The sequence below is a fragment of the Negativicutes bacterium genome (assembly GCA_021372785.1).
In the GTDB taxonomy this organism is placed as follows: domain Bacteria; phylum Bacillota; class JAAYKD01; order JAAYKD01; family JAAYKD01; genus JAJFTT01.
Window position 1 is genome coordinate 21384 of the sequence record JAJFTT010000045.1, and the last position, 23373, is coordinate 44756.

General features: G+C 51.4%; 22 protein-coding genes. 9 read left to right on the forward strand and 13 right to left on the reverse strand.

The genetic code is table 11. The features are described from left to right. Positions 1–179 precede the first annotated feature (179 nt). The 5 genes from trxA to LLG09_06010 all read left to right on the forward strand — a co-directional run bounded on the left by trxA (position 180) and on the right by LLG09_06010 (position 4375). Entirely contained in the window at positions 180–515 is a 336-nt protein-coding gene (gene trxA / locus LLG09_05990) for a thioredoxin (GenBank protein MCE5196662.1), read from the forward strand. 222 nt (positions 516–737) lie between these two features. Next, positions 738–2018 (forward strand): insulinase family protein, encoded by a 1281-nt coding sequence (locus LLG09_05995; protein ID MCE5196663.1) that lies wholly within the window; start codon positions 738–740, stop codon positions 2016–2018. Beyond that, positions 2015–3292 (forward strand): insulinase family protein, encoded by a 1278-nt coding sequence (locus LLG09_06000; protein ID MCE5196664.1) that lies wholly within the window; start codon positions 2015–2017, stop codon positions 3290–3292. The genes LLG09_05995 and LLG09_06000 overlap by 4 nt, the downstream gene beginning before the upstream one ends. A 158-nt stretch (positions 3293–3450) precedes the next feature. After that, the gene (locus tag LLG09_06005) at positions 3451–4065 is read left to right on the forward strand and encodes an RNA polymerase sigma factor (GenBank protein MCE5196665.1); all 615 of its coding nucleotides are present in this window, start codon (positions 3451–3453) and stop codon (positions 4063–4065) included. Next, a complete protein-coding gene (locus LLG09_06010; protein MCE5196666.1) occupies positions 4049–4375 on the forward strand; it encodes a zf-HC2 domain-containing protein in 327 nt (108 codons plus the stop codon). Before LLG09_06005 ends, LLG09_06010 begins: the two co-directional genes overlap by 17 nt. Before the next feature lie 46 nt (positions 4376–4421). Here LLG09_06010 and LLG09_06015 read toward each other — a convergent pair whose 3' ends face one another. From LLG09_06015 to uvrA, 13 genes are all read right to left on the reverse strand, one after another. After that, positions 4422–4838 carry a beta-hydroxyacyl-ACP dehydratase gene (locus LLG09_06015; protein ID MCE5196667.1) on the reverse strand — a complete coding sequence of 139 codons (417 nt, stop codon included), beginning with the start codon at positions 4836–4838 and terminating at the stop codon, positions 4422–4424. Continuing rightward, positions 4835–6070, reverse strand: coding sequence for a beta-ketoacyl-ACP synthase II (gene fabF / locus LLG09_06020; protein ID MCE5196668.1), 1236 nt, complete (start codon positions 6068–6070; stop codon positions 4835–4837). The genes LLG09_06015 and fabF overlap by 4 nt, the downstream gene beginning before the upstream one ends. A gap of 9 nt (positions 6071–6079) precedes the next feature. Beyond that, positions 6080–6814 carry a 3-oxoacyl-[acyl-carrier-protein] reductase gene (fabG, locus tag LLG09_06025; protein ID MCE5196669.1) on the reverse strand — a complete coding sequence of 245 codons (735 nt, stop codon included), beginning with the start codon at positions 6812–6814 and terminating at the stop codon, positions 6080–6082. Then, a complete protein-coding gene (locus LLG09_06030) occupies positions 6801–7727 on the reverse strand; it encodes an ACP S-malonyltransferase (protein ID MCE5196670.1) in 927 nt (308 codons plus the stop codon). The genes fabG and LLG09_06030 overlap by 14 nt, the downstream gene beginning before the upstream one ends. Continuing rightward, positions 7715–8677 (reverse strand): nitronate monooxygenase, encoded by a 963-nt coding sequence (locus LLG09_06035; GenBank protein ID MCE5196671.1) that lies wholly within the window; start codon positions 8675–8677, stop codon positions 7715–7717. Before LLG09_06035 ends, LLG09_06030 begins: the two co-directional genes overlap by 13 nt. Continuing rightward, positions 8678–8902: a phosphopantetheine-binding protein gene (locus LLG09_06040; GenBank protein ID MCE5196672.1), complete on the reverse strand. Its 225-nt coding sequence runs from the start codon at positions 8900–8902 to the stop codon at positions 8678–8680. A 58-nt stretch (positions 8903–8960) separates the two neighbouring features. Next, a complete protein-coding gene (locus tag LLG09_06045) occupies positions 8961–9911 on the reverse strand; it encodes a ketoacyl-ACP synthase III (protein ID MCE5196673.1) in 951 nt (316 codons plus the stop codon). A gap of 192 nt (positions 9912–10103) precedes the next feature. Next, positions 10104–11111: a D-cysteine desulfhydrase gene (locus LLG09_06050; protein ID MCE5196674.1), complete on the reverse strand. Its 1008-nt coding sequence runs from the start codon at positions 11109–11111 to the stop codon at positions 10104–10106. 179 nt (positions 11112–11290) lie between these two features. Beyond that, a complete protein-coding gene (locus LLG09_06055; protein ID MCE5196675.1) occupies positions 11291–12301 on the reverse strand; it encodes an ATP-binding protein in 1011 nt (336 codons plus the stop codon). Beyond that, positions 12282–13079, reverse strand: coding sequence for a DnaD domain protein (locus LLG09_06060; protein ID MCE5196676.1), 798 nt, complete (start codon positions 13077–13079; stop codon positions 12282–12284). Before LLG09_06060 ends, LLG09_06055 begins: the two co-directional genes overlap by 20 nt. Continuing rightward, positions 13021–15021 (reverse strand): excinuclease ABC subunit UvrC, encoded by a 2001-nt coding sequence (gene uvrC / locus LLG09_06065; GenBank protein MCE5196677.1) that lies wholly within the window; start codon positions 15019–15021, stop codon positions 13021–13023. Before uvrC ends, LLG09_06060 begins: the two co-directional genes overlap by 59 nt. Positions 15022–15053: 32 nt before the next feature. Next, positions 15054–16229 carry a hypothetical protein gene (locus tag LLG09_06070; protein MCE5196678.1) on the reverse strand — a complete coding sequence of 392 codons (1176 nt, stop codon included), beginning with the start codon at positions 16227–16229 and terminating at the stop codon, positions 15054–15056. Positions 16230–16394: 165 nt separating this feature from the next. After that, positions 16395–19331: an excinuclease ABC subunit UvrA gene (uvrA, locus tag LLG09_06075; protein MCE5196679.1), complete on the reverse strand. Its 2937-nt coding sequence runs from the start codon at positions 19329–19331 to the stop codon at positions 16395–16397. A 352-nt stretch (positions 19332–19683) separates the two neighbouring features. Between uvrA and LLG09_06080 the strand changes: the two genes are divergently transcribed. From LLG09_06080 to LLG09_06095, 4 genes are all read left to right on the forward strand, one after another. Further along, positions 19684–20604, forward strand: coding sequence for a hypothetical protein (locus LLG09_06080; GenBank protein ID MCE5196680.1), 921 nt, complete (start codon positions 19684–19686; stop codon positions 20602–20604). A gap of 30 nt (positions 20605–20634) precedes the next feature. Beyond that, positions 20635–21909, forward strand: a complete 1275-nt coding sequence (locus LLG09_06085; GenBank protein MCE5196681.1) for a DUF4097 family beta strand repeat-containing protein — start codon at positions 20635–20637, stop codon at positions 21907–21909. Between the two features lie 65 nt (positions 21910–21974). Then, positions 21975–22313 (forward strand): phage holin family protein, encoded by a 339-nt coding sequence (locus tag LLG09_06090; protein ID MCE5196682.1) that lies wholly within the window; start codon positions 21975–21977, stop codon positions 22311–22313. 512 nt (positions 22314–22825) lie between these two features. After that, positions 22826–23373 (forward strand): TldD/PmbA family protein (locus LLG09_06095; GenBank protein MCE5196683.1); only part of this gene is annotated, 548 nt, incomplete at its 3' end.

The window sequence follows — 23373 nt, forward strand, 5'->3', positions numbered from 1 at the left end:
CGCAAAGAAATCTTGCTGCCGGATCGAAAAATACTTGCATTTTTCTGCAATTTTGGTTATGATAATAGAAAAAGGATGATCAGAATAAAGGGTTGTTTCAAGACAAGAGGTGTTACCCGATTGATCCCTGGCGACAACCTTACAGCTGAAATAGCTCCGGCAAGAAAGGGGGTAACAAAATGATTTACAATTTGACCGATGTTAATTTTGAGAAAGAAGCACTGCAAACCAATCTGCCTGTGCTGGTGGATTTTTGGGCGACCTGGTGCGGTCCCTGTCGGATGGCAGCTCCTATTGTGGAAGCGATTGCAGAAGAATACGACGGCAGGTTGAAAGTATGCAAATTAGATGTCGATGCCAATCCCCGTACGGCAGGTTCTTTTGAAATTCAAAGCATTCCAACGATGGTGCTGATCACAACCAACAAGGATACGAAAGAAAAGGAAGCCCGTTCCATTGTGGGTTATCATCCCAAAGAAGAACTGAAAGAAATTCTGGACCGTTTCCTACCTTAAATCGGATCGGCGCGCAGGTTAAAACCGGAGTAATCCGCTGACCTGCAGCGCTTTTCTTTTCCCGAAGTCGTGTGAACGGGGATTGAACAAAAGCAGAGCTGCGCAATTCCTGCAAGAAAGCAGGCCGGGCTTGCTTTTTTGGCCAGATGAAAGTAGAATGAAGCAAGCAGCAGAAAAATAGACGGAGCAAAAGTCTGCTGAGGAAGGCGAAGGAATGAGAGTATGACGGATCCTAGAATTGATCAATTATCCGGCGGCGGACAGATTTTCTGGCTGCCTGCCAAACAATATGTGACACATCATGTTAAAGTTTGGCTGGTGCAGCCGGTGGAACGCCGCATCTTCAGTTCTGCGGCATTGCTGAGCTCTATTTTACGCCGCGGCAGCCGCCGTTATCCGGATCAGCGCCGCCTGGCCGTCGCTTTGGAAGAGCTCTGGGGAGCCGATCTGCAGACGCAGGTGAATCGGGTAGGCAGTTATCATCTGACTTCTTTTTATCTCAATTTGGCGGACGGACGATTTTTACCCGCCGCCGGAACCGGTTTACTGACCGACGGCCTGCAGTTGCTGCAGGAAATGATCACATCCCCTTATTTGGTTGACGGCTTGTTCCCGGCAGATGTATTTTATCAGGAACAGCAGAGACTGCAGACGATTTTGGCAAGCAGCCGCAATAACCGCAGCTCGCTGGCGGCTCAGCGGATGCAGGCCTTGGTTTATGGCGATACCGCTTACGGGGTGCCGCGCTATGGCACCGAAGCGGATTTGCTTGCACTCAGCAATGAAAAACTAGTTGCTGATTATCATCAATTGCTGCAAAACAGCCGTTTGCTCGTCGGTCTTTGCGGTGATGGCGTCGAACAAGTGACGGCAGCTCAGGTTGAGCGGATGTTCAACTGGCAGCGGCAGCCTTTAGCAGCCCAAGCAGCTCTGGTCCTGGCGCACCGAGCCGGTGTCGAACAAGTGACAGAAGTCGTTCCGGGCGAACAGAGTCAGCTGCTGATGGCGTTCAGCTCTCAAGTTGGCTATGAACAACCGGCCAGCCTGGCGCTCTTTTTAGTCAACGGACTTTACGGAGGTTTTGCCCATTCCCGTCTTTTCCGCTCTGTGCGGGAAGAAGCCGGTTTGGCTTATGCAACCGGCAGCAGTCTGGACCGTTCCACCGGCGTGCTGACGGCTTATGCCGGTCTGGAAGCGGAAGCTGCCGCCGGGGCCGAGACGCTGATGGCAGAGCAGCTGCAGAAGCTGCAGCAAGGCGACTTCAGCGAGGCGGAGCTGGAGATGACCAGACAGACCGTGGCCGGCCAGCTGCGCATGTCCAATCAGGAGGCGGAAGGCCGTTTGGATTATCAGTTCAGCCGGTTCCTGAAGGGGCACGGTGATGTGGAACAAATGATTGAGCAAATGCAAAACATCAGCCGGCAGGAAATCATCGCCGCCGCTCAACTGCTGAAACCGCATACGGTTTATTTGCTGGCGGACAGAGAGGTAACGCAAAGATGAAACAATTTTTAGTACCGTACCCTATTCTGGAAGAAGTGCTGCCCAATGGACTGCATCTGACGATTGTTCAGCGCCGGGGTCATCAGCATATGTCGGCGCAGCTGGCGTTTCCTTTTGGTTCCTTGCATGACGCCATTACCGACCGGCAGGGAAACCGCCTGCCGGTTGCGGCCGGCACGGCGCATTTTTTGGAACATCAGCTGTTTCGACAAGCGGACGGCAGCAGCAGCAGCGACGCCTTTGCCGCCTTAGGCGCTTATGATAATGCGTTTACCAATTTTGATCATACGGTTTATATGGCGGACTGCAGCGATCATCAGATGGAAGTGCTGCGGCTGCTGCTGGATTTTACCGATCAGCCTTGCTTCAGCCGGGAGAGCGTCGATAATGAGCGGGAAATCATCACCCAGGAATTAATGATGTACCGTGACCAACCGGAAGAACGTTTGGAATTGAATCTGCGCCACGGTCTTTTTGGCGATCACCGTGCCGGTCAGGATATCGGCGGAGAAGCGGAAACAATTGCGCTGGTCTCAGCCGGGCTGCTCAATCAATGTTACGAAGCTTATTATCAGCCTTCTCTGGCCCGTTTGGTGGTAGTTGGCGATCTGGATCCGGCGGCGGTTGCGAAGCTGGCTGCCAAATGGGGCAGCGGCCGTCAAAGCAACTACCAGCCGGTGCAGCCAGCCGCAGCGCCGCAGCCGGCCGGGCAGAGCGATGTGAGCTTAACGATGCGGGCGGCCCGCCCCTTGCTGGCGCTTGGTTTTGCCGATGACCGTCAAGTTGTGCTGACCGGCAAAGATCTGCTGCGCCGTCAGCTGGAAATGGATTTGATTCTGGATCTGATCTGCGGAAAATCCTCGGCCATCTATTGGGAATTTACTGCCAGACAATTATTCAGCAGTTTCTTCTCCGCTGATTACACGGCAACGCCCTGGTTTGGCGTGCTGACTTGTTCTGCCGATACGACTGCGGCCAAAGAATTACAGGACCGCTTGCTGCAGTATTTTGCCGGCGGGGAAGCCCTGGCTGTTCTGACGGCAGAAAATTTACAGCGGATGAAAAAGAAGACCTTAGGAGAATTGCTGGGCTGTTTTGAAAGCGGAGAAGCCTTGGCGGTCAATCTCTTGACGGCAAATTTGTACGGCTATCGGTTTACGGATATTCCCGATGTCTTAATGGAAATTACCGTCCGCGATCTGCATCTGCGCTTTGAGCAGGCGCTGCGGACGGAGCGAATGGCAATTTCTCGCATAGAATCTCTGACAGAATAAGATTGCCGCCGTGTAATCATCTCTGGTGCGGCAGCCGGAATTGCCGATTTAAGCTTTTTTCAGGTTTACTCCTTTCTGATACCCCCGTCAGCCGAACGGCCGGCGGAATAGGACCGCACGGATGGAATTACCGGTTAATCCAAAAGGCAGCATGTTTCATGGCAAGGCTTCTTTTCCTGTGCTCTTTGCGTAGAGAGCAGAAAGAGGCCTGGCTGGCTAAGACAATCCGGGGGAAACCGAGACCGCAAGAAAGAAGGGATGAAGCACTGAAACCGTTTGAAGAACTGTATCAAATGCATTACAGTCGGATCTATGCTTTTCTTTTTCGCCTTTGCCGTGATCGGGATTTAGCCGAGGAATTGACGCAGGAAACTTTTTATCAGGCTTTCGCTTCTTTTCATCAATTCAAAGGCAAAAGCGAGCCTTATACCTGGCTGGTGGCGATCGCAAAACATGTTTATTATCGCTATCTGCGTAAAAAAAAGCAATCAGTGCAGGTGATTGATCTTTCCCTGGTGTTGGAAACTTATTGCAGCAACAACCGGACTCCTCAGGAAACTTTGGAACAAAAAGAGTTGGAGGAATCGCTGCGAACTCTGGTCAAACGGATTCCCGAGAAATATCGCGATGTCATCATGCTGCGTATTTATGCCGAACTGCCCTTTGCGCAAGTGGCGTCGGTGCTGAACATCAGTGAAAATTCGGCAAAAGTGATTTATTATCGGGCTAAAAAAATGCTGATGGAGGAATTGAATCATGGAAATCTCATGTGATATGGCAATGGATCTGATCACGCTCTATCATGACGGTCTGCTCAGCGAAAGCAGCGTCAGGGCGATCAAGGCGCATCTCAAGGGCTGCCCAAACTGCCGCCGGGCCTATCGCGAATATAAGCTGGCAGAGATTCATCCCGCCGCAACCCAAACGGATGTCAGCCTGCAGGAATTGAATGACCGTTTCAGTTTCCTGGCCAGGCGCTTGAGAAAACGCCAGTATCTGATTACTGGCGGTATGGGTTTATATATTCTGCTGACGCTGCTGCTGCTGATTTTTTATTTGCAAAAAGAGCGGGATGAAGCGTGAATTAATTGAAAAAGAGGCGTTCCTGATAAAAAGGACGCCTCTTTTCCTATTTCGAGTGCAAAACGAAAGAGAACTCAGCCTGCAGACAAAGCTTGCCGGCGACGAAACCTTTTCCCGCCGCCCAATAGAAAGGGTCTTTGCTCTTGATAATCCGCACTTCTGTTTCCAGCAGATCACCCGGTCTGACCGGCTGGCGAAAACGGACACCATCCAAACCGGCTAAAAAAGGAATCATATTCTGATCCATTCGGCCGCTTAATAAGGCGCAGGCGGATTGAGCCAGAATTTCGCAGAGAATCACGCCGGGAACCAGCGGATCACCCGGAAAATGTCCCTGCAGAAAGAATTCTTCCGGCCGGATCCGCTTTTTGCCATAAGCCACTTCCGCTTCGACACGGACTTCATCCAGCAGCAGCATGGGAGCGCGATGCGGTAAAAGCTGTTCTAAATCAATTTGGCTCATGCCGGGCACCATTTACGGAAAGCCACGCAGGCATTGTGGCCGCCGAACCCCAGAGAATTGGATAGAGCGCCGCTTAAATCAGCCCGAACGGCATGATTCGCTGTATAGTTCAGGTCACAAGCGGGATCGGGCTGCTGCAGATTGATGGTGGGAGGAATGATGCCTGTCTTTAGAGCCAGGATGGCGGCGATGGCTTCCACTGCCCCTGCGGCTCCCAGCATATGGCCGGTCATGGATTTGCTGGAGGAGATGTGCAGCTCTTTGGCTTCTTCCCCAAAGGCTTTCTTAATGGCGGTGGTTTCCGTGCTGTCATTTAAAACTGTGCCGGTACCGTGGGCATTAAAATAGAGGGCGCTGGCCGGCAGATCCTGCAGCCCTTTGCGGGCATCGCTGATCGCTTTGGCGCTGGCACCGGCTTCCGGGTCCGGCGCCGTAACATGATATGCGTCGCAGGTAGAACCATAACCGACAATTTCAGCGTAGATTTTTGCCTTGCGTGCCAAAGCGTGTTCATAATCTTCCAGAATCAGGACACCGGCGCCTTCGGCGATCACAAAGCCGCCTCTGCGCCGATCGAAGGGCAGGGAAGCTTCCTCTCGGTTCTCGCTGGGATTCAGGGCCTGGCAATTACCGAAACCGGCTACGGCCAGAGGTGTAATCGCCGCCTCACTGCCACCGCAGAGGGCTGCCGTGGCATAGCCATGCAAAATGGCGCGGTAAGCTTCGCCGATTGCGGTCGTGCCGGTGGCACAGGCAGTACAGACCGAGACGCAGGCTCCGGTAGCCCGGTAGCGGATCGCCAGTTGACCGGCGGCGATATTGACAATCATCTTGGGGATCATCATGGAGGATACTTTTTTTGCTCCATATTCCAGCAGTTGCTGGTGTTCCTGGCAAAATGTATTGAAACCGCCGATACCGCTGCCAAAATAAACAGCCAATTCGGCCGGATCGATCTGCCCTGCCAGCCCGCTGTCCTCCATGGCTTCGGCGGCAGCATAGAGTGCATATTGCACGAACAGATCGGTTTTGCGGACTTCTGCTTTTTCCAGGTGAATCAGCGGGTCAAATGCTTTAATTTCACCGGCCAGTTTGAATTTCGACGCGGTGGTATCAAAATGGGTAATGAAATCGATACCGTTGACACCAGCAATCAGATTCTGCCAAAATTCCGCTACGCTTTGACCAATGGGTGTCAGGGCTCCCAAGCCCGTGATAACAACACGTTTCATGCTCTCCTCCTACATTGCTAAACCGCCATCCACTCGGATCACTTCGCCGGTGATGTAATTGGCTTGAGCGGATGCGAGAAATAAGGCCAGTTCAGCGACTTCTTCCGCTGTGCCGAAACGTTTCAGCGGGATCTGTTCGGCCAGCGCATTGTCAGCGCTGAGGTTTTTCGTCATCTCGGTCGTGATAAAGCCGGGAGCAATGGCATTGCAGCAGATACCCCGGGATGCGAGTTCTTTGGCAACTGTTTTGGTCAGCCCGATCAGTCCGGCTTTGGCAGCGGCATAATTTGCCTGTCCCGCATTGCCGCTTAAGCCGGCAACAGAACTGATATTGATGATTTTTCCGGATTTTTGTTTCATAAAAATGGGATAAACCTGCTTGATCGTGTTGAAGGCGCCTTTCAGATTGACCGCGATCACCTCGTCAAAATCAGCTTCCTTCATCGCCAATAACAATTTATCCTTGGTAATGCCGGCATTGTTGACGAGAATGTCAATCGAACCGAAATCCGCAGCAATTTTCTGAAAAGTCAGGCCGACTTGTCCGGCATCGGCTACATTGCAGGGGTAGATGCTGATTTTCACCGGATAAACCGCCAGCTGCGCCTGCAACTGGGCTGCTTTTGCCTGGTCCTGACGATAAATCAAAGCGATATTGGCTCCGTTTTTGGCATACAAGCTGCAAATTGCGGCACCAATGCCACGGGAACCGCCGGTGATCACCGCTGTTTTACCCTGCAGCATGCTCTGCCACCTCTTTCACGACTCTGGCCGGGTCCGCCGATGTTTCCACACCAAAGACACGGCTCCCGGGCAGGATTTTGCGGATCAATTTCTGCAGCGTATTGCCGACCCCAACCTCCACAAACGTATCGAAGCCATCCGACGACATCTGCTCGATCGTCTTTTGCCAGAGAACCGGATGGTCTATTTGGCGGACCAGCCAATCACGTGGCTCGTCACGGTAAATTTGCGCATTGCAGTTGGCATAAACCGGGTAAGCGGTCGGCTGCATTGCAAAGGCTGGCAGGACGGCGGCAAATTGTTCGGCTGCCGCTGACATAAAAGGGGAATGGAAACCGCCGCTGACCGCCAGGGGCAGACAAAGACCGCCGGCTTGTTTGACTTTTACCGCCAGCTCTTTCAGACTCTCGGGATTGCCTGCCACAACCAATTGATCCGGACTGTTATAATTGGCGGGGTACACTTCCGGCAGCGCCCGGCAGAGCTCTTCTGCTTTGCTTTTGCTTAGTTTCATGATCGCTGCCATGCCGGCAGGGTGGTTTTTGGCGGCGCTGCTCATGGCTAAACTGCGCTCGACGGTGATTTTGAAACCGTCGAGGGCCGTGAAGCAGCCGGCAAAAGCCAAAGCGGACAATTCGCCCAGGGAAAAACCGGCTGCGCCGTCCGGTTGCAGACCGGCTTTCTGTAAAGCCAGGGCAGCGGCGAAATCCGCCAGGTAGAGGCAGGGCTGCGTGTTTTCCGTCCGCTGCAGTTCCTCTTCCGTTCCGAAAAAACACTGGTGCAGGGTCTGCGGCCGAATTGCTTCCGCTGCCTGAAAAAGCGCATGGATTTCCGCATCACTTTCATAGAAAGAATACGCCATGCCGACTTTTTGGGCTCCCTGACCGGAAAAAACAAAGGCTAATTTACCCATTGATTGGCTCCTTTCAGCAAGTCTGCGGCTTGGGCGACGATTTCCTGCAGGATTTCTGCGGCTGAGGCCTCCTGCGAAACCATACCGGCGATTTGACCGGCCATGAAGCAGCCGTTTGTGGCGTCCCCCTCCAGAGCGGCTTTGCGCAAGGCGCCGGCGCTCAGTTGAGACAAGGTTTCTGCTGTGGCCTCCGGAGTGAATTCCAATTTTAAATAAGATCGGCTGAAGGGGTTTTTCAGACAGCGGCAGGTGGTGCCCTGAAAACGGCGTCCGGTCGCGACGGTGGAGATATCATTGGCTGACTTGATCATTGCTTTGTAAACGGGATGGACGCCGCATTCTTTGGCCAATAAAAAACGGGTGCCCATTTGGATACCGGCAGCTCCCAAAAGCAGACAGGCGGCCAAACCTCTGCCGTCCGCAATACCGCCGGCAGCGACAACGGGAATGCGAACCGCATCACAGACCTGCGGCAGCAAACTCATGGTGGTGGTTTCGCCGATGTGTCCGCCGGATTCACTGCCTTCCGCAATCACCGCATCGGCTCCGATTTTTTCCATCAGGCGTGCGGAAGCAACGGAAGCAATGACCGGAATCACCTTGATGCCGGCTGCTTTCCAGGCACCGAGATAAGCGGTGGGAATACCTGCCCCGGTTGTGACAACGCTGACTTTTTCACTGCGCACCAGCTCGGCGGCATCGTCAGCGAACGGGCTCATCAGCATCAGATTGACCCCAAACGGCCGATCGGTCAAGAGACGGGCGGCGGCGATCTGAGCCTTCAGATAATCGGCATCGGCATTCATTGCGGAAATGATGCCCAAACCACCGGCATTGGACACGGCGGCGGCTAATTTGGCGTCGGCAATCCAAGCCATACCCCCCTGGAAAATCGGATAGCGAATATTCAGCAGGGAGCAAAGCGGGGAGCGAAGTTGTGCGCCGTTCATTTATTGTATTTTTGCTTCAATCAAGCTGACCAGATCCGCTACCTTGATCAGCTTAGTGCTGCCCAGTTCGATTTCTGTGGCGAATTCTTCTTCCATGGACATCAACAGCTCGATGACTTCCAAAGAATCGATACCGAGCTCTTCAAATTTCGTTTCCGCGCTGATCGTTGCCGGATCACATTCGATTTTCTTGGCAATAACGGCGATTACTCTTTCTAAAACCATAATTTCAATCTCCTTTTTCCTAATTATTGATCTGACAGACAGGCTGCCGGCACAGTAGTTACCAACGTAACAGACAGGAAGCATTGGCTAAACCGCCGCCAAAGGCAGTCAGCAAGAGCAGGGAACCGGCATGCAGCAAACCCTGGCGATTCATTTCGTCTAAGGCGAGCGGAATACTGGCGGACGACGTATTGCCGTAGCGTTCAATATTCAGATAGAATTTATCCGCTGCAACGTGCAGCTTGCTGCCGGCTAAATCGATGATGCGTTTGTTTGCCTGATGCGGCACAATGTAATCGATTTGATCCAGCGACAGATTTTCCTGCTGCAGCAGTGTCTGAACGTCCTGGCAGATTGCGTTGACAGCGTATTTGAACGTTTCCTGACCGTTCATCTGAACGTAAGGGGGCTCGGTCTTTTGCAGATAGTAAGGCGAATTACCGGCGAAATTGGGGATTTTGAGCACATCGCTGCCGCCTTTGACCGTAAAGACAGAGGCTAAGTAGTTGTTGCCCGTACCCAGGAGCAGCGCTCCGGCGCCGTCGCCAAAAATGACGCAGGTGTTGCGGTCATGCCAATCGACCAGGCGGCTCATTCGTTCCGTGCCAATCACTAAAATTTTCTGATAACCCAGGGCAAAGTAAGCGGAAGCGGTTTCCAGCAGGAAGAGAAAAGCCGAACATGCCGCATTGAGGTCAAAAGCCAAACAGGAAACACCCAGCTTTTCCTGAACCTGACAGGAAATAGACGGCGTGATCAATTCGCCGCTGACGGTTGCCGCCAGAATCAAATCGACTTCCGCCGCCGGACAGCCGCTGTTTTGCAATGCCTGCAAAGCAGCCTGATAAGCCAGATCCGCGGCAGTTTCATTGACACAGATATGCCGCTCTTTCACTCCCACCCGCTGCGTGATCCACTCGTCTGATGTATCAACCAATTGAGCCAGATCATTGTTTGTGACGATTTTGGCAGGAACATAGCTGCCGGTCCCCAAAACAGAAAAACTCACTCAATTCACTCCTTTCAAAAGCGTTATAAAACGTTAGTCACCGTTTCGGACAAAAGGTTACAGCTTGGCAAAAATAAAAAAAGCCAGACAAAACAGACAAAAAAACAACCCCACAAGCGTGAGGTTGTTTGCAGCAGGGGTTCTGTTTTGCTTGGGGATTGCCTGCCGTGCAGGCCTTGACAAGGCTCTGTTTTAAACCAAATGGAATTCGTCTTTGTAATGATAGAGAGCCGGAGATCCGCCGGTATGCAGGAAGCAGATCTTTTCGCCTTTTTTGAAGTAGCCCTTACGGATCAAGTCCAGCATACCGGCAAATGCCTTACCGGTGTAGACAGGGTCCAGTAAAATGGCTTCGGTTCTGGCCAGCAGTTCAATGGCCTGGATCATTTCTTCGGTGGGAAGGGAGTAACCCGGTCCGACGTAACCATCGAAGCAGGTGATGCCGTCCGCCGGGAAAGCCTCCCGGATACCGACATGTTGAGCAGTTTCGATGGCTAATTTCGTCACGATAGGCACTTGCAGAGCATTCGGACGGCTGATATTGATACCAATGACCGGGATTTGGCTGTTGGTGCCAAAGAAACCAACGGCCAAACCGGCATGGGTGCCGGCGCTGCCGCTGGTGGTAACAACATAATCAAGATTGATTCCCTGCTCGAAGCATTGTGCTAAAATTTCTTCGGCGCAGGCCACATAACCGGTCGCGCCAATCGGATCAGAACCGCCGCCGACAATAATATAAGGCGTATGGCCTTTGGCTTTTAACACAGCGGCTACTTTTTCCATTTCAGCCACCATCGGGGAACCGCCGGGCACCACGCTGATGTGATCATCGGCGAGACCCATTAAGCGGAATAAGAAATTATTGCCGCTGGCTTCTCTCGCATAACTGCCGGGAACGCGTTCTTCCAGGACGAGATAGCAGTCGAGCCCTTCTTTTTTGGCGGCAGCCAAAGTCAGGCGGCAGTGATTGCTTTGCACCGCGCCGCAGGTGATCAGAACATCGGCGTGCTGACTGAGCGCATCGGCCACCAGGAATTCCAGTTTCCGTGTTTTGTTGCCGCCGGCGGCTAAGCCGAGCAAATCGTCCCGTTTCATATAAATCTCGGGCCCACCCATCAATTTCGTCAAATTGGCCAAATATTCCAGAGGAGTATAGCCTACTGTGTAGCGACGACGAGGAAATTGTGCCAGATTCATCCAAATTCGCCTCCTTAAATTTTGAGATTGCTGCTTACAGCAGTCACTCACTGCAGCACCTTTTCTCTTTTCCATCCGGAAAATCCTTGTGCCTTCTTTCAGTCATCGAAACAATTTTAAATCTGATCAATAATACCAAGGAATGCTCAAAACAAAAGTGCTTCGGTCAGCCGTTCCGGCTAGCTGCCGGGCAAAGGGCTGCTTTCCCGGCGCTTTTGGCGTCGGATGTCTTCGCAGTCCAGACGATAAAGACGGCACATTTCCACTATTCTGGAACAGATCCGCACGCCTGTGCTGCCATAGCCCATATGATCGGCCAGCTCATCCAAATCGTAATTGGAGGTCAGCACGGTAGGCAGCTGGTTGAGGTAACGATGATTGATGATTTGAAACAGTTTCTCAATAGACCAGTCGGTACTGCGTTCGGCGCCGATGTCATCCAAAATCAGCACGGGGGCAAGTTTTGCTTGTTCCATCAGACTGTTGGTGCTGTTTTCCGCATGACTGTTTTCGTAGCCCTGCCGCAATTCATCCAACAGATCCGCAACCATCAGATAGAGCGGCATGGTTGCATTTTCCATCAGCCGATTGGCGATGCCGGAGACCAGATGCGTCTTACCAACCCCGGCGCCGCCAAAGAAATACAAGCCTTTGACCGGCTGTTTTGCCAATACTGCCCGGACAAAATCCTCGGCGCCCTGCAGCGCTTTTTCCGCTTTGCGGCGCTGGCTGTCCCGTTCATCCACCATCTCGAGCTCGCTGTAATAGCTCAAAACGAAATTATCCAGACGCTGTTCCCGCATTTTAGCGGGGATTTTGGCGCTGATAAACTGATACTCCAATTGTTTTTTTTGCACGCAACTGCAGAGCTGCCAGCCCGCTGCGGTCTCGATCACTTCCAGATCTTTGCAGATGGGGCAGTGATAAGCCGGCACATTGTAGTCATCCGGGATTTTGTACCGCTGCAGCAGGGTCCGGCGTTCCCGGCGCAATTGCTCCAGTTCGGCCGTCAGTTCGGTCGGCTGCAACCGGCCGCCGGGATTCGCGATCACACTGCGGGTCAAACGGGTCAGAACTTCATATAAGGCGTCTTCTACCCGATGCAAATCGGGGTACTGCCGCCAGAGTTTATCGACTTTTTGGCGATGCTGAATGTCCCGTTCGATATAATCATTCGACAATGTCGTCATAGCGCTTCTTTTTTCCTCCCTTGCTGCCATCGGGTTTGATCAGGGCCGGTCTGTTGCTCGGTTTCGGTGTTCCGGCAGCCGCCGGAGACTGGCTGTTGTTCGCGGCTTGGCCGGCCTGTTGACGCAGTACTTGCCGCCGCTGAAAGGCATCCTCGCTGGCTTTGATTTTTTCGAGCGTGTCCAATTGATTCATTTGCCAGTTGAGCAGAATGCGATCGATATAGGCAAAGTTCAATTTGCGCTGTAAAGAAGCCTGACGTAAGGCTTCCAGGATAATTTCCGCCGACCAGCCGTCGTTATTCAGCCAGTCGCGCAGTTTTTCATAATCAAAAGGTGAAAGTTTATTAAAAACGCGTTCAAAGGCGGAAACCAGTTCGGCTGTTTGATTGATTTTTTCATCCGGCATTTCTTTTTGTTCCGGAGATAAAAGATCGCGGCTGAATAAATGGGTCAGTTTTTCGTAGAGGGGCAGCAGTGAAACAGCATCCGGCGCTGCCTTACCGCTGTCCGCATGCTCGGTTGTCAGAAATCCTTTGCTTAACATATTGAAAATCAGAGTCTGAACTTCGGAGCGGGATAATTTTAAACACTCCATCAGATAATCACTGAGGGCAGCCGCCTTGCTTTCGCTGCCTTTTTGTTGATAACGCAGGAGGCTGAACACGGCAATCAATTCCTGTTCGCTCATCATCAGCTCTTTGTAATAATCCAGCAGCAGATTAGGCACCTGTGTCATGCCGCGCAGGTACATGTTTTTTTCCAGCCATTCCTGTTTCAAGTGCCTCACCTCTTTGTTTGTTGTGTTTCCCGAAAGGCAGCGTTGCCTCCGCAGCATTCAGAACATCCCGGCCGGAAGCCAGGTTTTGACGTAAATAGCCGGCTACCTGTTCGGCCGCTTTCACATTCATTCCCGGTGTATCCGCCAATTCCTGCAGGCTGGCCAAGGCTAATTTCTCCAGAGAATCGAATTTTTTCAAGAGGGCGCGGGTGCGAACGACACCAATGCCCGGGATTTGTTCCAACTGAGAACGCAGTGCGTCCGTTCCCCGCAGATTACGGTGATAGGTGATGGCAAAACGATGCGCTTCATCCCGGATGCGCTGCAGCAAAAAAAGCGAGCGGCTGTTGGGCGGCAATTCAATCGGCAAATCCCGGCCTTCCTGATAGATCAGTTCAAACTGCTTGGCCAGGCCGATGGTGGCAATGGCGGCAAAACCAAGTTCATGCAGGATTGCCCGGGCGGCGCCCAATTGACCTTTGCCGCCGTCTATCAGAATCAGATCGGGTAAAACGGCGAATTTCGCTTTCTCCGTACTCAGACTGCCCGCCGCGATTTGCTGCCGTTCTGCCACGGCGCGGCTGAAACGGCGGCGGATGACTTCCGCCATGCTGGCAAAGTCGTTAGGTCCGTCAACGGTTTTGATTCGAAAGCGGCGGTATGCCTTGTTGTCCGGAATGCCCATGCTGAAGACGACCATCGAGGCGACGCTGAAGGTGCCTTGTGTGTTGGAAATATCATAGGCTTCGATGCGCAGCGGCATTTCCGGCAAGGATAAGGCTTTTTTTAATTCCTGCAGGGCAATTTGTGCTTCTTCTTTATTATGCAGACGTCGGCTGTGATTGCGTCCCAGAGTTTGCAGGGCATTGCTGGCCACCAATTCCACCAAATCTCTCTTTTCGCCGCGCTGAGGCGTTTTAATTTCAACTTTGCGGCCGCTGGATTGGCTCAGCCACTCCTGCAGCAGAGCAGCGTCTGCCAGCTGTTCCTGCACTAAGATTTCGCGCGGCACGATTTCAACCTGACTGTAGTACTGCCGGATAAAATCCGAGAGGATTTCAGAGCGGCTCTGCCCTGCCGTATCGTCCAGGCTATAGGTATCGCGTCCGATGATCCGGCCGCTGCGCATATAAAAAATCTGGATTTGGCTGGTATGATAAGCCTGCGCCATGGCAATCACATCGCGGTCGCCCAAATGAGCGCCGGAAACACGCTGCTTTTCCTGTAAACGCTGAACAGCCTGCCATTGATCACGCAATTGAGCCGCTTTTTCAAACTGCAGGTTTTCAGCGGCGGTTTCCATTTTAGCCTGCAGCGTCTGTGCTAATTCTTCGTGCTTGCCTTCCAGGAATAAAAGCACATCCTGCACAATCAGGCCATAGTCAGCCTGACTGATAGCGCCGATACAAGGTCCGCAGCAATGCTTGATCTGATAATTCAGGCAAGGAGCGGTATCGCTGCCGCTGATTTGCTTGTTACAGGTCCGCAGCGGAAAAACTTTACGAATCACCTGTAGGGTGTGACTGGCGGTACCGCTGAGATAAGGCCCGAAATAACGCGCGCCATCCTGCTTGAACTGATGTTCAAAGGTAAGCCGGGGAAACGGTTCCCGCACATCGATGCGCAGATAAGGATAACCCTTGTCGTCTTTCAGCAGAGAATTATAATACGGATGGTACTGTTTGATTAAATTGCATTCCAGAATCAGCGCTTCCAGTTCGCTTGCGGTGACAATCGTTTCGAAATGATCCACTTCGTTTACCATCCGCTGTATTTTACGGCTGTGCGGATTGCCTGCGCTGAAATAGGAGCGGACGCGATTTTTTAAACTGACAGCCTTGCCGACATAAATCACGCTGCCGGCCGCATTATACATTAAATATACACCCGGTTTATCGGATAATAAAGCCAGGTTTTCCTGCAGATCTTCTTTTGCTTTCATCGCCGTTCCTCCTTTCCCTGGCAGAATCGCTGCTAAACCTGCTGATCGAGCAAATGAATCATCTGGGCGATTACATCCACAACACCGCTTAGTTTTTCTTCTTTGACGGCAGCCAGTTTCTCGCTGCGCTTCGTTGTTTCCCGGAAGTTGCAGGGCAGACCGTCACTGTCGATGCCCATTAAACTGACAGAACGGAATCCTCTGCTGCGGGCAATGGCTCCGCTGGTCCGCAAAACGCTCTGTTCGGTTTCCTGAAACTCCATGTTGAGACCTTTGGCAATCATATAGCCCAAATCGATCAAATCATCGGTCGCCGGGATCGGCCGGGAAATTCCCTCCCGGCCTAAGATCCGCAGCTTCCCGCCTCCGACCGCTTCCAGGTTGATCACATCCGTAGTGCTGCGCAGTTCTTTTTCCACCAGGGTTAAGAGTTTATGCATCCCCAAATTGGCATCACGGTCACTGCCCAGCGCCGCCAAAATGACATCACAGTGCTGACAGGGCTGCCGCTGCAATTCTTCTGCCAAACCAATCAGAACCGCAATGCTGCTGTCGTTATCATTGACCGCGCTCAGCCAAAGACCGCTCAGCCAGCGGTGTAATTCCAACGCCATCATCAGCGTCAGGAACAAAGAGCCGGGCCAGGTGATACGCCAGAGAATTCTGGACCAGCGAGTCATGGCAAAAATGGTAAAGACGGCGCCGCCGGTCAAAGCGAGCAATTGCACGGAGCGCAGAATATCTCCCATCAGGATCAGACGATAATAGTACCGGTTGATCCGCGGACCCAAAGCATAGGATTTACGGCTGTCGTAACCGGCAGTGATAAAAATAATCTGCCGGCTCTCTTCATAAGCGGGTTTACGTCCCAAAACGGCCTGGCTTTTTTTTGAACCGGCAAAAATACGGACAATACCCGGCCAGAGGTAGAGATCCAGGCGCCAAAGCAAGGCGGCTAAGAAGGTCAGCGCAACCGCTAACCAGGGGCGGGAAGGATAGATCATCACCGCCAGAGGATAGATCAGGTAGGCAAGGGCATAATACCAGGAATAATTGCGCAGTGCCGGATAGACGAGCGTTCCGGTTTCCAAACCATGCTCTTTAAATTGATTCTCAATATATACAGAAGCGTTGCGCTCTGCCTGCGAGGCGGGCGGCCGGACGCCGACTTTGTTGGTGAGAAATTCGACATGATCAGTTAAAGCCATTTTTTTTGCCACGTCCTTCGGTTCATAATCTCTATCTATTTCTGGTTATCTGTTTCAATCTCCTTTTTTTCAGGCAGCGGCAGACTCTTCGTTTGCTCATTCCGTCAAAACGAACGGTTTGAAAAAAGAAAACCCTGCGCAGGCAAACGGCGCAAGGTTTTCCGCTTAGGAACGAGCTTGGGTTTTCTCAAAGGTTTCGTTTTCCGGAGCGGCGCTGGCCGCCGGGTCGGCCGCCAAGCTCGCCGGATCGGCTGCTGCCAGGGTACTTGCCCCGGCGGTTCTGGCTAAAATCTTTTTCAGATATTGTCCGGTATAGGAGTGTTCACAGGCGGCAATCTCTTCCGGCGTACCTTTGGCGATCACTTCACCGCCGCGGAAACCGCCTTCCGGTCCCATATCGATGATATAATCGGCCGTCTTGATCACATCAAGATTGTGTTCGATGACCACAACCGTATCGCCATTTTCCACCAGGCGGTGCAGGACCTCCAGTAAACGATCGATATCGGCAATGTGCAGCCCGGTGGTGGGTTCGTCCAAAAGATAGAGTGTGCGTCCGGTAGCGCGGCGGGATAATTCCGTCGCCAATTTTACCCGCTGCGCTTCGCCGCCGGAGAGGGTGGTGGCCGGCTGACCCAGCTTGATATAACCCAAGCCCACATCATAAAGCGTCTGGATTTTGCGGGCGATTTTCGGTAAATTCTGAAAATAACCCAGGGCTTCTTCCACTGTCATATCGAGCACATCGGCAATGCTTTTGCCTTTGTAATGCACCTCCAGGGTTTCCCGGCTGTAGCGTTTGCCTTTGCAGACTTCACAGGGTACGAAAATATCCGGCAGAAAGTGCATTTCGATTTTAATGATGCCGTCACCCTTGCAGGCTTCGCAGCGTCCGCCGCGGATGTTGAAGCTAAAGCGGCCGGATTTATAACCACGCACCTTCGCATCGTTGGTGGAAGCGAATAATTCACGGATGTCGCCGAACACACCCGTGTAGGTGGCCGGGTTGGAGCGCGGCGTTCTGCCGATGGGGGACTGGTCGATATCGATGACCTTATCCAATTCTTCCATCCCTAAGATCTCATCGTGTTCACCCGGCTTCGTTTTTGCCCGGTTCAGACTGCTCAGCAGTTTTTTGCGAATAATCTCATTGACCAGAGAGGATTTACCCGATCCGGAAACGCCGGTCACGCAGGTAAAGACGCCGAGCGGAATGGCGACATCGATGTTTTTCAGATTATTGGCGCGGGCACCTTTGACAGTCAGCCAGCGATTGGAAAGGGGATGACGCTGAGCCGGGACGGCAATGAATTTCTTGCGGCTCAGATACTGACCGGTGATGCTTTCGGCTACCTGACAGATTTCTGCCGCGGTCCCCTGTGCCACGATTTGACCGCCGTGCGTGCCGGGACCGGGACCGATATCGAGAATATGATCCGCCGCCCACATCGTTTCTTCATCGTGTTCCACGACGATCAGGGTGTTGCCCAAATCGCGTAAATGTTTCAAGGTTTGCAGCAGTTTCGCGTTATCGCGCTGATGCAGACCGATGCTGGGTTCGTCCAAAATATAAAGCACGCCAACCAAACCGGAACCGATCTGGGTCGCCAAACGAATGCGCTGCGCTTCTCCGCCGGAAAGCGTACCGGAAGCGCGGTTGAGCGTCAGATAATCCAGGCCGACATTGAGCAGAAAACCAAGACGGGCTTCGATTTCTTTTAAAATCTGAGCCGCGATCAGCAGTTCGCGGGTGGTCAGCGTCGGCTTGACATTTTGAAAAAAAGCAAGCGCTTCCGAGACGGAAAAAGCGGAAACTTCGGCAATATTCAAGCCGCCGAAAAGAATGGAAAGCACTTCTTTTTTTAAACGCCTGCCGCCGCAATCGGGACAGAGGCTGCTGCTCATATACTGTTCGATTTCTTCCCGCTGCGCATCCGATTCGGTTTCCCGCAGCCGGCGTTCCAACCAACTGACGGCGCCTTCAAAGGTCGTGTCAAAGGTGGTTTTACGGCCTTCCACCGTCACATAATGCACTTTGATTTTTTCTTTGCCGCTGCCATACATCAATAACTTGATCGTTTCTTCAGACAGCTCGGAAACCGGCACCGTAGTGGAGAAGTGATAATGCTCCGCCAGGGCAGCCAGCAACTGAGGGTAATAATTGGCATGAGGACTCGACCAGACTTCAATCGCGCCTTCTTCGATCGAACGGGATTTATCCGGCATGATCAGATCGGGATCGAATTCGCGCTTCACACCTAAGCCCCCGCAGGTGGGACAAGCGCCATAGGGATTGTTGAAGGAAAAGATACGCGGCTGGATTTCTTCAAAACTGAAACCGCAGTCGGGGCAGGCAAAATTGCGTGAGAACAGCCATTCTTCTCCGTCAATCACCTGGACAATGACCAAACCACCGGCCAGATTGGAAGCCGCCTCGACGGAATCCGCCAGCCGCTGCTGAATGTCTTCCCGCAAAACCAAGCGGTCTACTACGACTTCCAGAGTGTGCTTCTTGGTTTTAGCCAATTTGATCTCATCGCCCAGGTCAAAGACCGTACCATCAACACGCATACGGACATAACCTTCCTTACGCATATCTTCAAATAGTTTGGTATATTCCCCTTTGCGGCCGCGCACCAGCGGCGCCAGGATCTGCAGCCGGGTTGCCGGCGGCAAGCTCATCACCTGATCGACGATTTGTTCGACGGTTTGCTGACTGATTTTCTTGCCGCAGTTGGGGCAATAGGGCTGACCGACTCTGGCGTAAAGCAACCGCATATAATCGTAGATTTCCGTGACCGTCGCCACGGTGGAACGGGGATTTTTAGAAGTGGTTTTTTGATCGATGGAGATCGCCGGAGATAGTCCGGAAATCATATCGACATCCGGTTTCTCCATTTGACCAAGAAATTGCCTGGCATAGGAGGATAAGGACTCGACATAGCGTCTTTGTCCTTCCGCATAGATGGTATCGAAGGCAAGCGACGATTTACCCGAACCGGATAAACCGGTGAAAACAATGAATTTGTTGCGGGGCAATTCAACATTGATATTTTTCAGATTGTGCTGACGCGCTCCCCGGATGATGATCTTATCGTTCATATGATCTCCCGTATCTTGATTAGCGTGAAAAGGAACTGTTTGCATCCTCTTCATCTCTATTTGTGGCTTGAGCACTGCGAAAGGAACGGATTTTATAAATGGCTGATATTCGGTCTTTAAAAAACATCCTATCAAGTATACCCCGATTCATTCTATCATGCAAGTGTCGGTTGCCGATTTTCGTTGTAAGTGTTGGCCGGGAAAGAATCCTTCGGCAAGTGTTATCAAATTTTAATAAATATATACTAAAAATACTTAACATAACCCTTGACATATGAAAGCTATAATCTTATAATAAACTCGTAAACCAGGCAAGGTTACGAATGAAGAAATCATTGGAGGAGCGAGAATCATGAATGAGGAAAGAATGAAAGTTTTACAAATGCTCAGCGAGCAGAAGATTACGGCAGAAGAAGCCGCTAAGTTACTCAGCGCCTTACAAAAAGCAACGGAGCAAAGCCATCGCCCGGGCAAGCCAAACACTCCCTCCGGTTCCTACCGCCCCGGCCGTCATAGCGGAAAATCTTTGAAAGAACGGCAGATTTTCGATACGGTCAGCCAGGGTGCCAAAACGGTGGGCAAAGCCGATCAGCAGATGGGGATGCGTTTCAGCGAAGAGATTCAAAAAGTTGCCAAAGACGAAGATTTGCAGGCGGTCGGCAGAAAAATCGGATCTACAATGAAGGATCTCGGCTCGATTATTCATGACGAAGTCAATCAGGCCATGAGCGTGATGCGCAAAGAAATTGCTGAAAGCAAAAAAAGCGGATCAGAGACAGTCGGGGAACTCAAGCGTAAAGTAGTTGATATCGCCGACGATCTGAAAGAAAAAGCAGCGGACGCGAGCGAGGCAATGCACGATGTCAGGGGAGAGCCGGCGGAAGAGTTTGAAACCGCACTGGATTCCTTACGCGATGCCATGGATGAAGTGGCAGATCATTTGAATGATTTGCAGGATACCTGGGCAGATTGGAACGAAGAAGAAGAAGAGCGCGAAACAGAGGAAATTGAGTCCTTTATCAGCGAAATGCACAAGGACATGGCGGAATTGTCTTCGCTGATGGCAGAAGTAGCGGAACAGTGTGTTGCAGTGCAGCAAAAAGCCGGCAATGCAACCGAAGTCAAATATGCCGATGAGCTAACCGCTTGGGCAAAAACCGGAAACGAAAAGGCCGACGCAGCCCTGACCGAATTGGAAACGGGATTAGCAGAATTACAGGCTGTTGTCAGCAGCCGCACGCAAGCCGAGGACAACGAGGCCGATTTCAGCTAAGTCGGAACGGCGAATGAGGGAGGAAGCAGCATGTCCATGATCGAAGAACGCAAAATGATTTTACAAATGGTAGAAGAAGGCAAAATCAAGGCCGATGAAGCGGTTTTGCTCCTGGAAGCCCTGGCTGAGAGCGCGCCTGAGCCAAGCGCGGCGGAATCCGACGCCGCAGAGAGCGGCGATGCGAACTATGATTTTAAGAATGCCATGCATCATATGAAATATGAAATGAAAGAGGCTGCCCGGGAAGCCAAACGGGCCGCCAAAGAAACCGCCTTGGAGGCCAGGTGGCAGGCCAGAGAGATGGAACGGCTGGCCCGGGAACAGGCCGGCCGGCAAAACAGCGAAGCGGCCCGACGTGCCCGCGAAGAGGACAGACAATTCCGTAAATCCCGTGATAGTGGGGCAGGCGTTGATTCCGCTCTGCGCGACAGCATGGGTGGGGTAGGCGGCCTGGTGAATTCCGTGTTATCCAATGTGGAGAGCGCGTTTGGTTTTAATGTTTTTGACAGCACCTATACCTTTGAGGAACAAATCGAAGGTAACTTCCTGGATACGGATGCCAAACGGGCGGTTTTCATTCATATTCAAACCGCCAACGGACGGATCGAGTGCCTGGGCTGGAATCGCAACGAGTTTCGCTTGATCCTTTCTAAAAAGATCCGGGCCGGCAGTGAAGAAGAAGCCAGAAGCAAAGCGGAGAGCCGGGTGACCGTTTCGCATACCGATGAAGGTTTGATTATTGACGGTAAATCTCTGAATGGCATCAATTCCGGTATGAGCGTGGAGTTATGGCTACCGCAGAACAGAGTCTATGATTTTACACTGAATACCGGCAACGGCCGTATTGTTCTGGAAGACTTAACAGCGGAAGGCATTGAAGGCAGAACTTCCAATGGCCGGATCGCTTTGCACGGTGTGACTGCCAAAGTGGCGCTTCTGTGCAGCTCCAATGGCAGCGTTCTTTGTGACGGAGGGATTCCTCTGCTCACTGCCTACACCTCCAATGGCAGCGTCAATATTGCGGCAACCGAGCAGACTGTCAATACGTTCGAACTATCCACTACCAATGGCACCGTTCGGGTCAGAGTAGCGGACTGCACTGACCTGGCGCACGATTTTGATCTTTCCACCTCGTTTGGTAAGGTAAAAGTCGATCTGCCGGGCGCAGTGGGAGGTTATGCGGCACTGGCAAAGTACCGTCATGTGGATACGACACCGGATTTTATCGGCTATCAAAAGCGGCTGCGCCTGGCGGCGAGCACCTCAAACGGTAGTATCAGCGTTTCACCCGCCGAAGAGATTTAGAGGAATTTACGGTGTGAAAGCGAATAGGTAAAAAGAGATAATACAATGATAAGAGGTGTCGTCAAATGAATGGGTTTCTTGTGACTTTGATCAGCAATGCAGTGGCTATTTTCATTATGCCGTATCTGTTCTCCGGTTTTCAAGTGGCAAACCTGGGTGCCGCCCTGGCGGCGGCCTTGGTTCTGGGTTTGGTGAATGCCTTTATCAAACCGGTGATGCTTTTATTGTCCTTACCGCTCACCATACTCACCTTCGGTTTGTTCGCTTTTGTGATCAATGGCGCAACGCTAATGATCACTGCTCATTTTGTCGAAGGTTTCCGGGTCAACGGTTGGGGAACGGCAATCATCGGAGCGATTATCTTGTCGCTGATCAGCAATATCGTGCAGAAAATTATCACTTAATGCTGCGTTCGGGTAGCCTTCTCTTATACTATCGAGAACTTTTGGCCCTGCATTGGCAGCAATCATGAGCGCTTTAGGGTGTGAGCAGGCTGGTTCAGCCAACCTGCTTCGAAAAAACAAACAGTCTTAATTCATTTCACCTTTCGTCATCAGACGAACCATATAGACTTCAATAATTTGATGTGCAAATTGAACCATACAGCAAACAAGTGTTGCAGAGCATGTTAAACAGTCGTGAAACATTGGTGGAATTACATAAAAAATTGTTTCTTTTTCACTCTTGTGCTCTTGGGAAAAGTCCAATACAAATAGAATGCTTTTGGAAGGACACCCCTCGGGCTCTTGTGTTAGTTCACATTGAGCTCCTTGTTGAGGGGTGTCTTTTCTATACTCTTTTTTAGCCATGCAATCGTAGCAATTTGCTTCTTTTTAACGTGACTCTAGCAGAAAGGGTTAGTAAATTCTAAACAAATTAGGTTGTTTTAGCAACCATATATTTAGGAGGTGGACAAATGTTTGTATTTCCGAAGAACTTATATACCGATGTTCGCATAGAGAATGTATTCTCTACAAAAATCATTTATACCATGGATTCTGTCGAGGAATTGAAATCTACGTCTTATAGAGGGGCATTTATAAGAATATTTGATGGAGAAAGATGGTATTACAGCGCAACGAGCAACGTAGAAAATCTTCAGCAGGAGATAGACTGTCTTGCGATTTATGCAAAAAGAAATGAGAAAGTAAATGAGCACCCCGCAGTAATCAGATTAGAGGCACATACAGGCAGCTATTTGCAATTTGAGGTTAGAAATGTTCAGCAGGTAAGTCAGCAGAAAAAAATGGAATTTTTAAAAGGCTATTTTCCTTTACTGAATGAAAATCCATATATCAGAATGTGGAAGGGCTCTTATCTCGACAAAAACATTGTAAAGGAATTTTACTCCAGTAAGGGAGCCGATTTGAAGTTTGATTTTCAGACTACAGGTATCTCTTTTCGGTTTAGTATGGCAGACGGGGATAAAACATTTAATGGCAGCTATCAAAAAACCGCCAATTA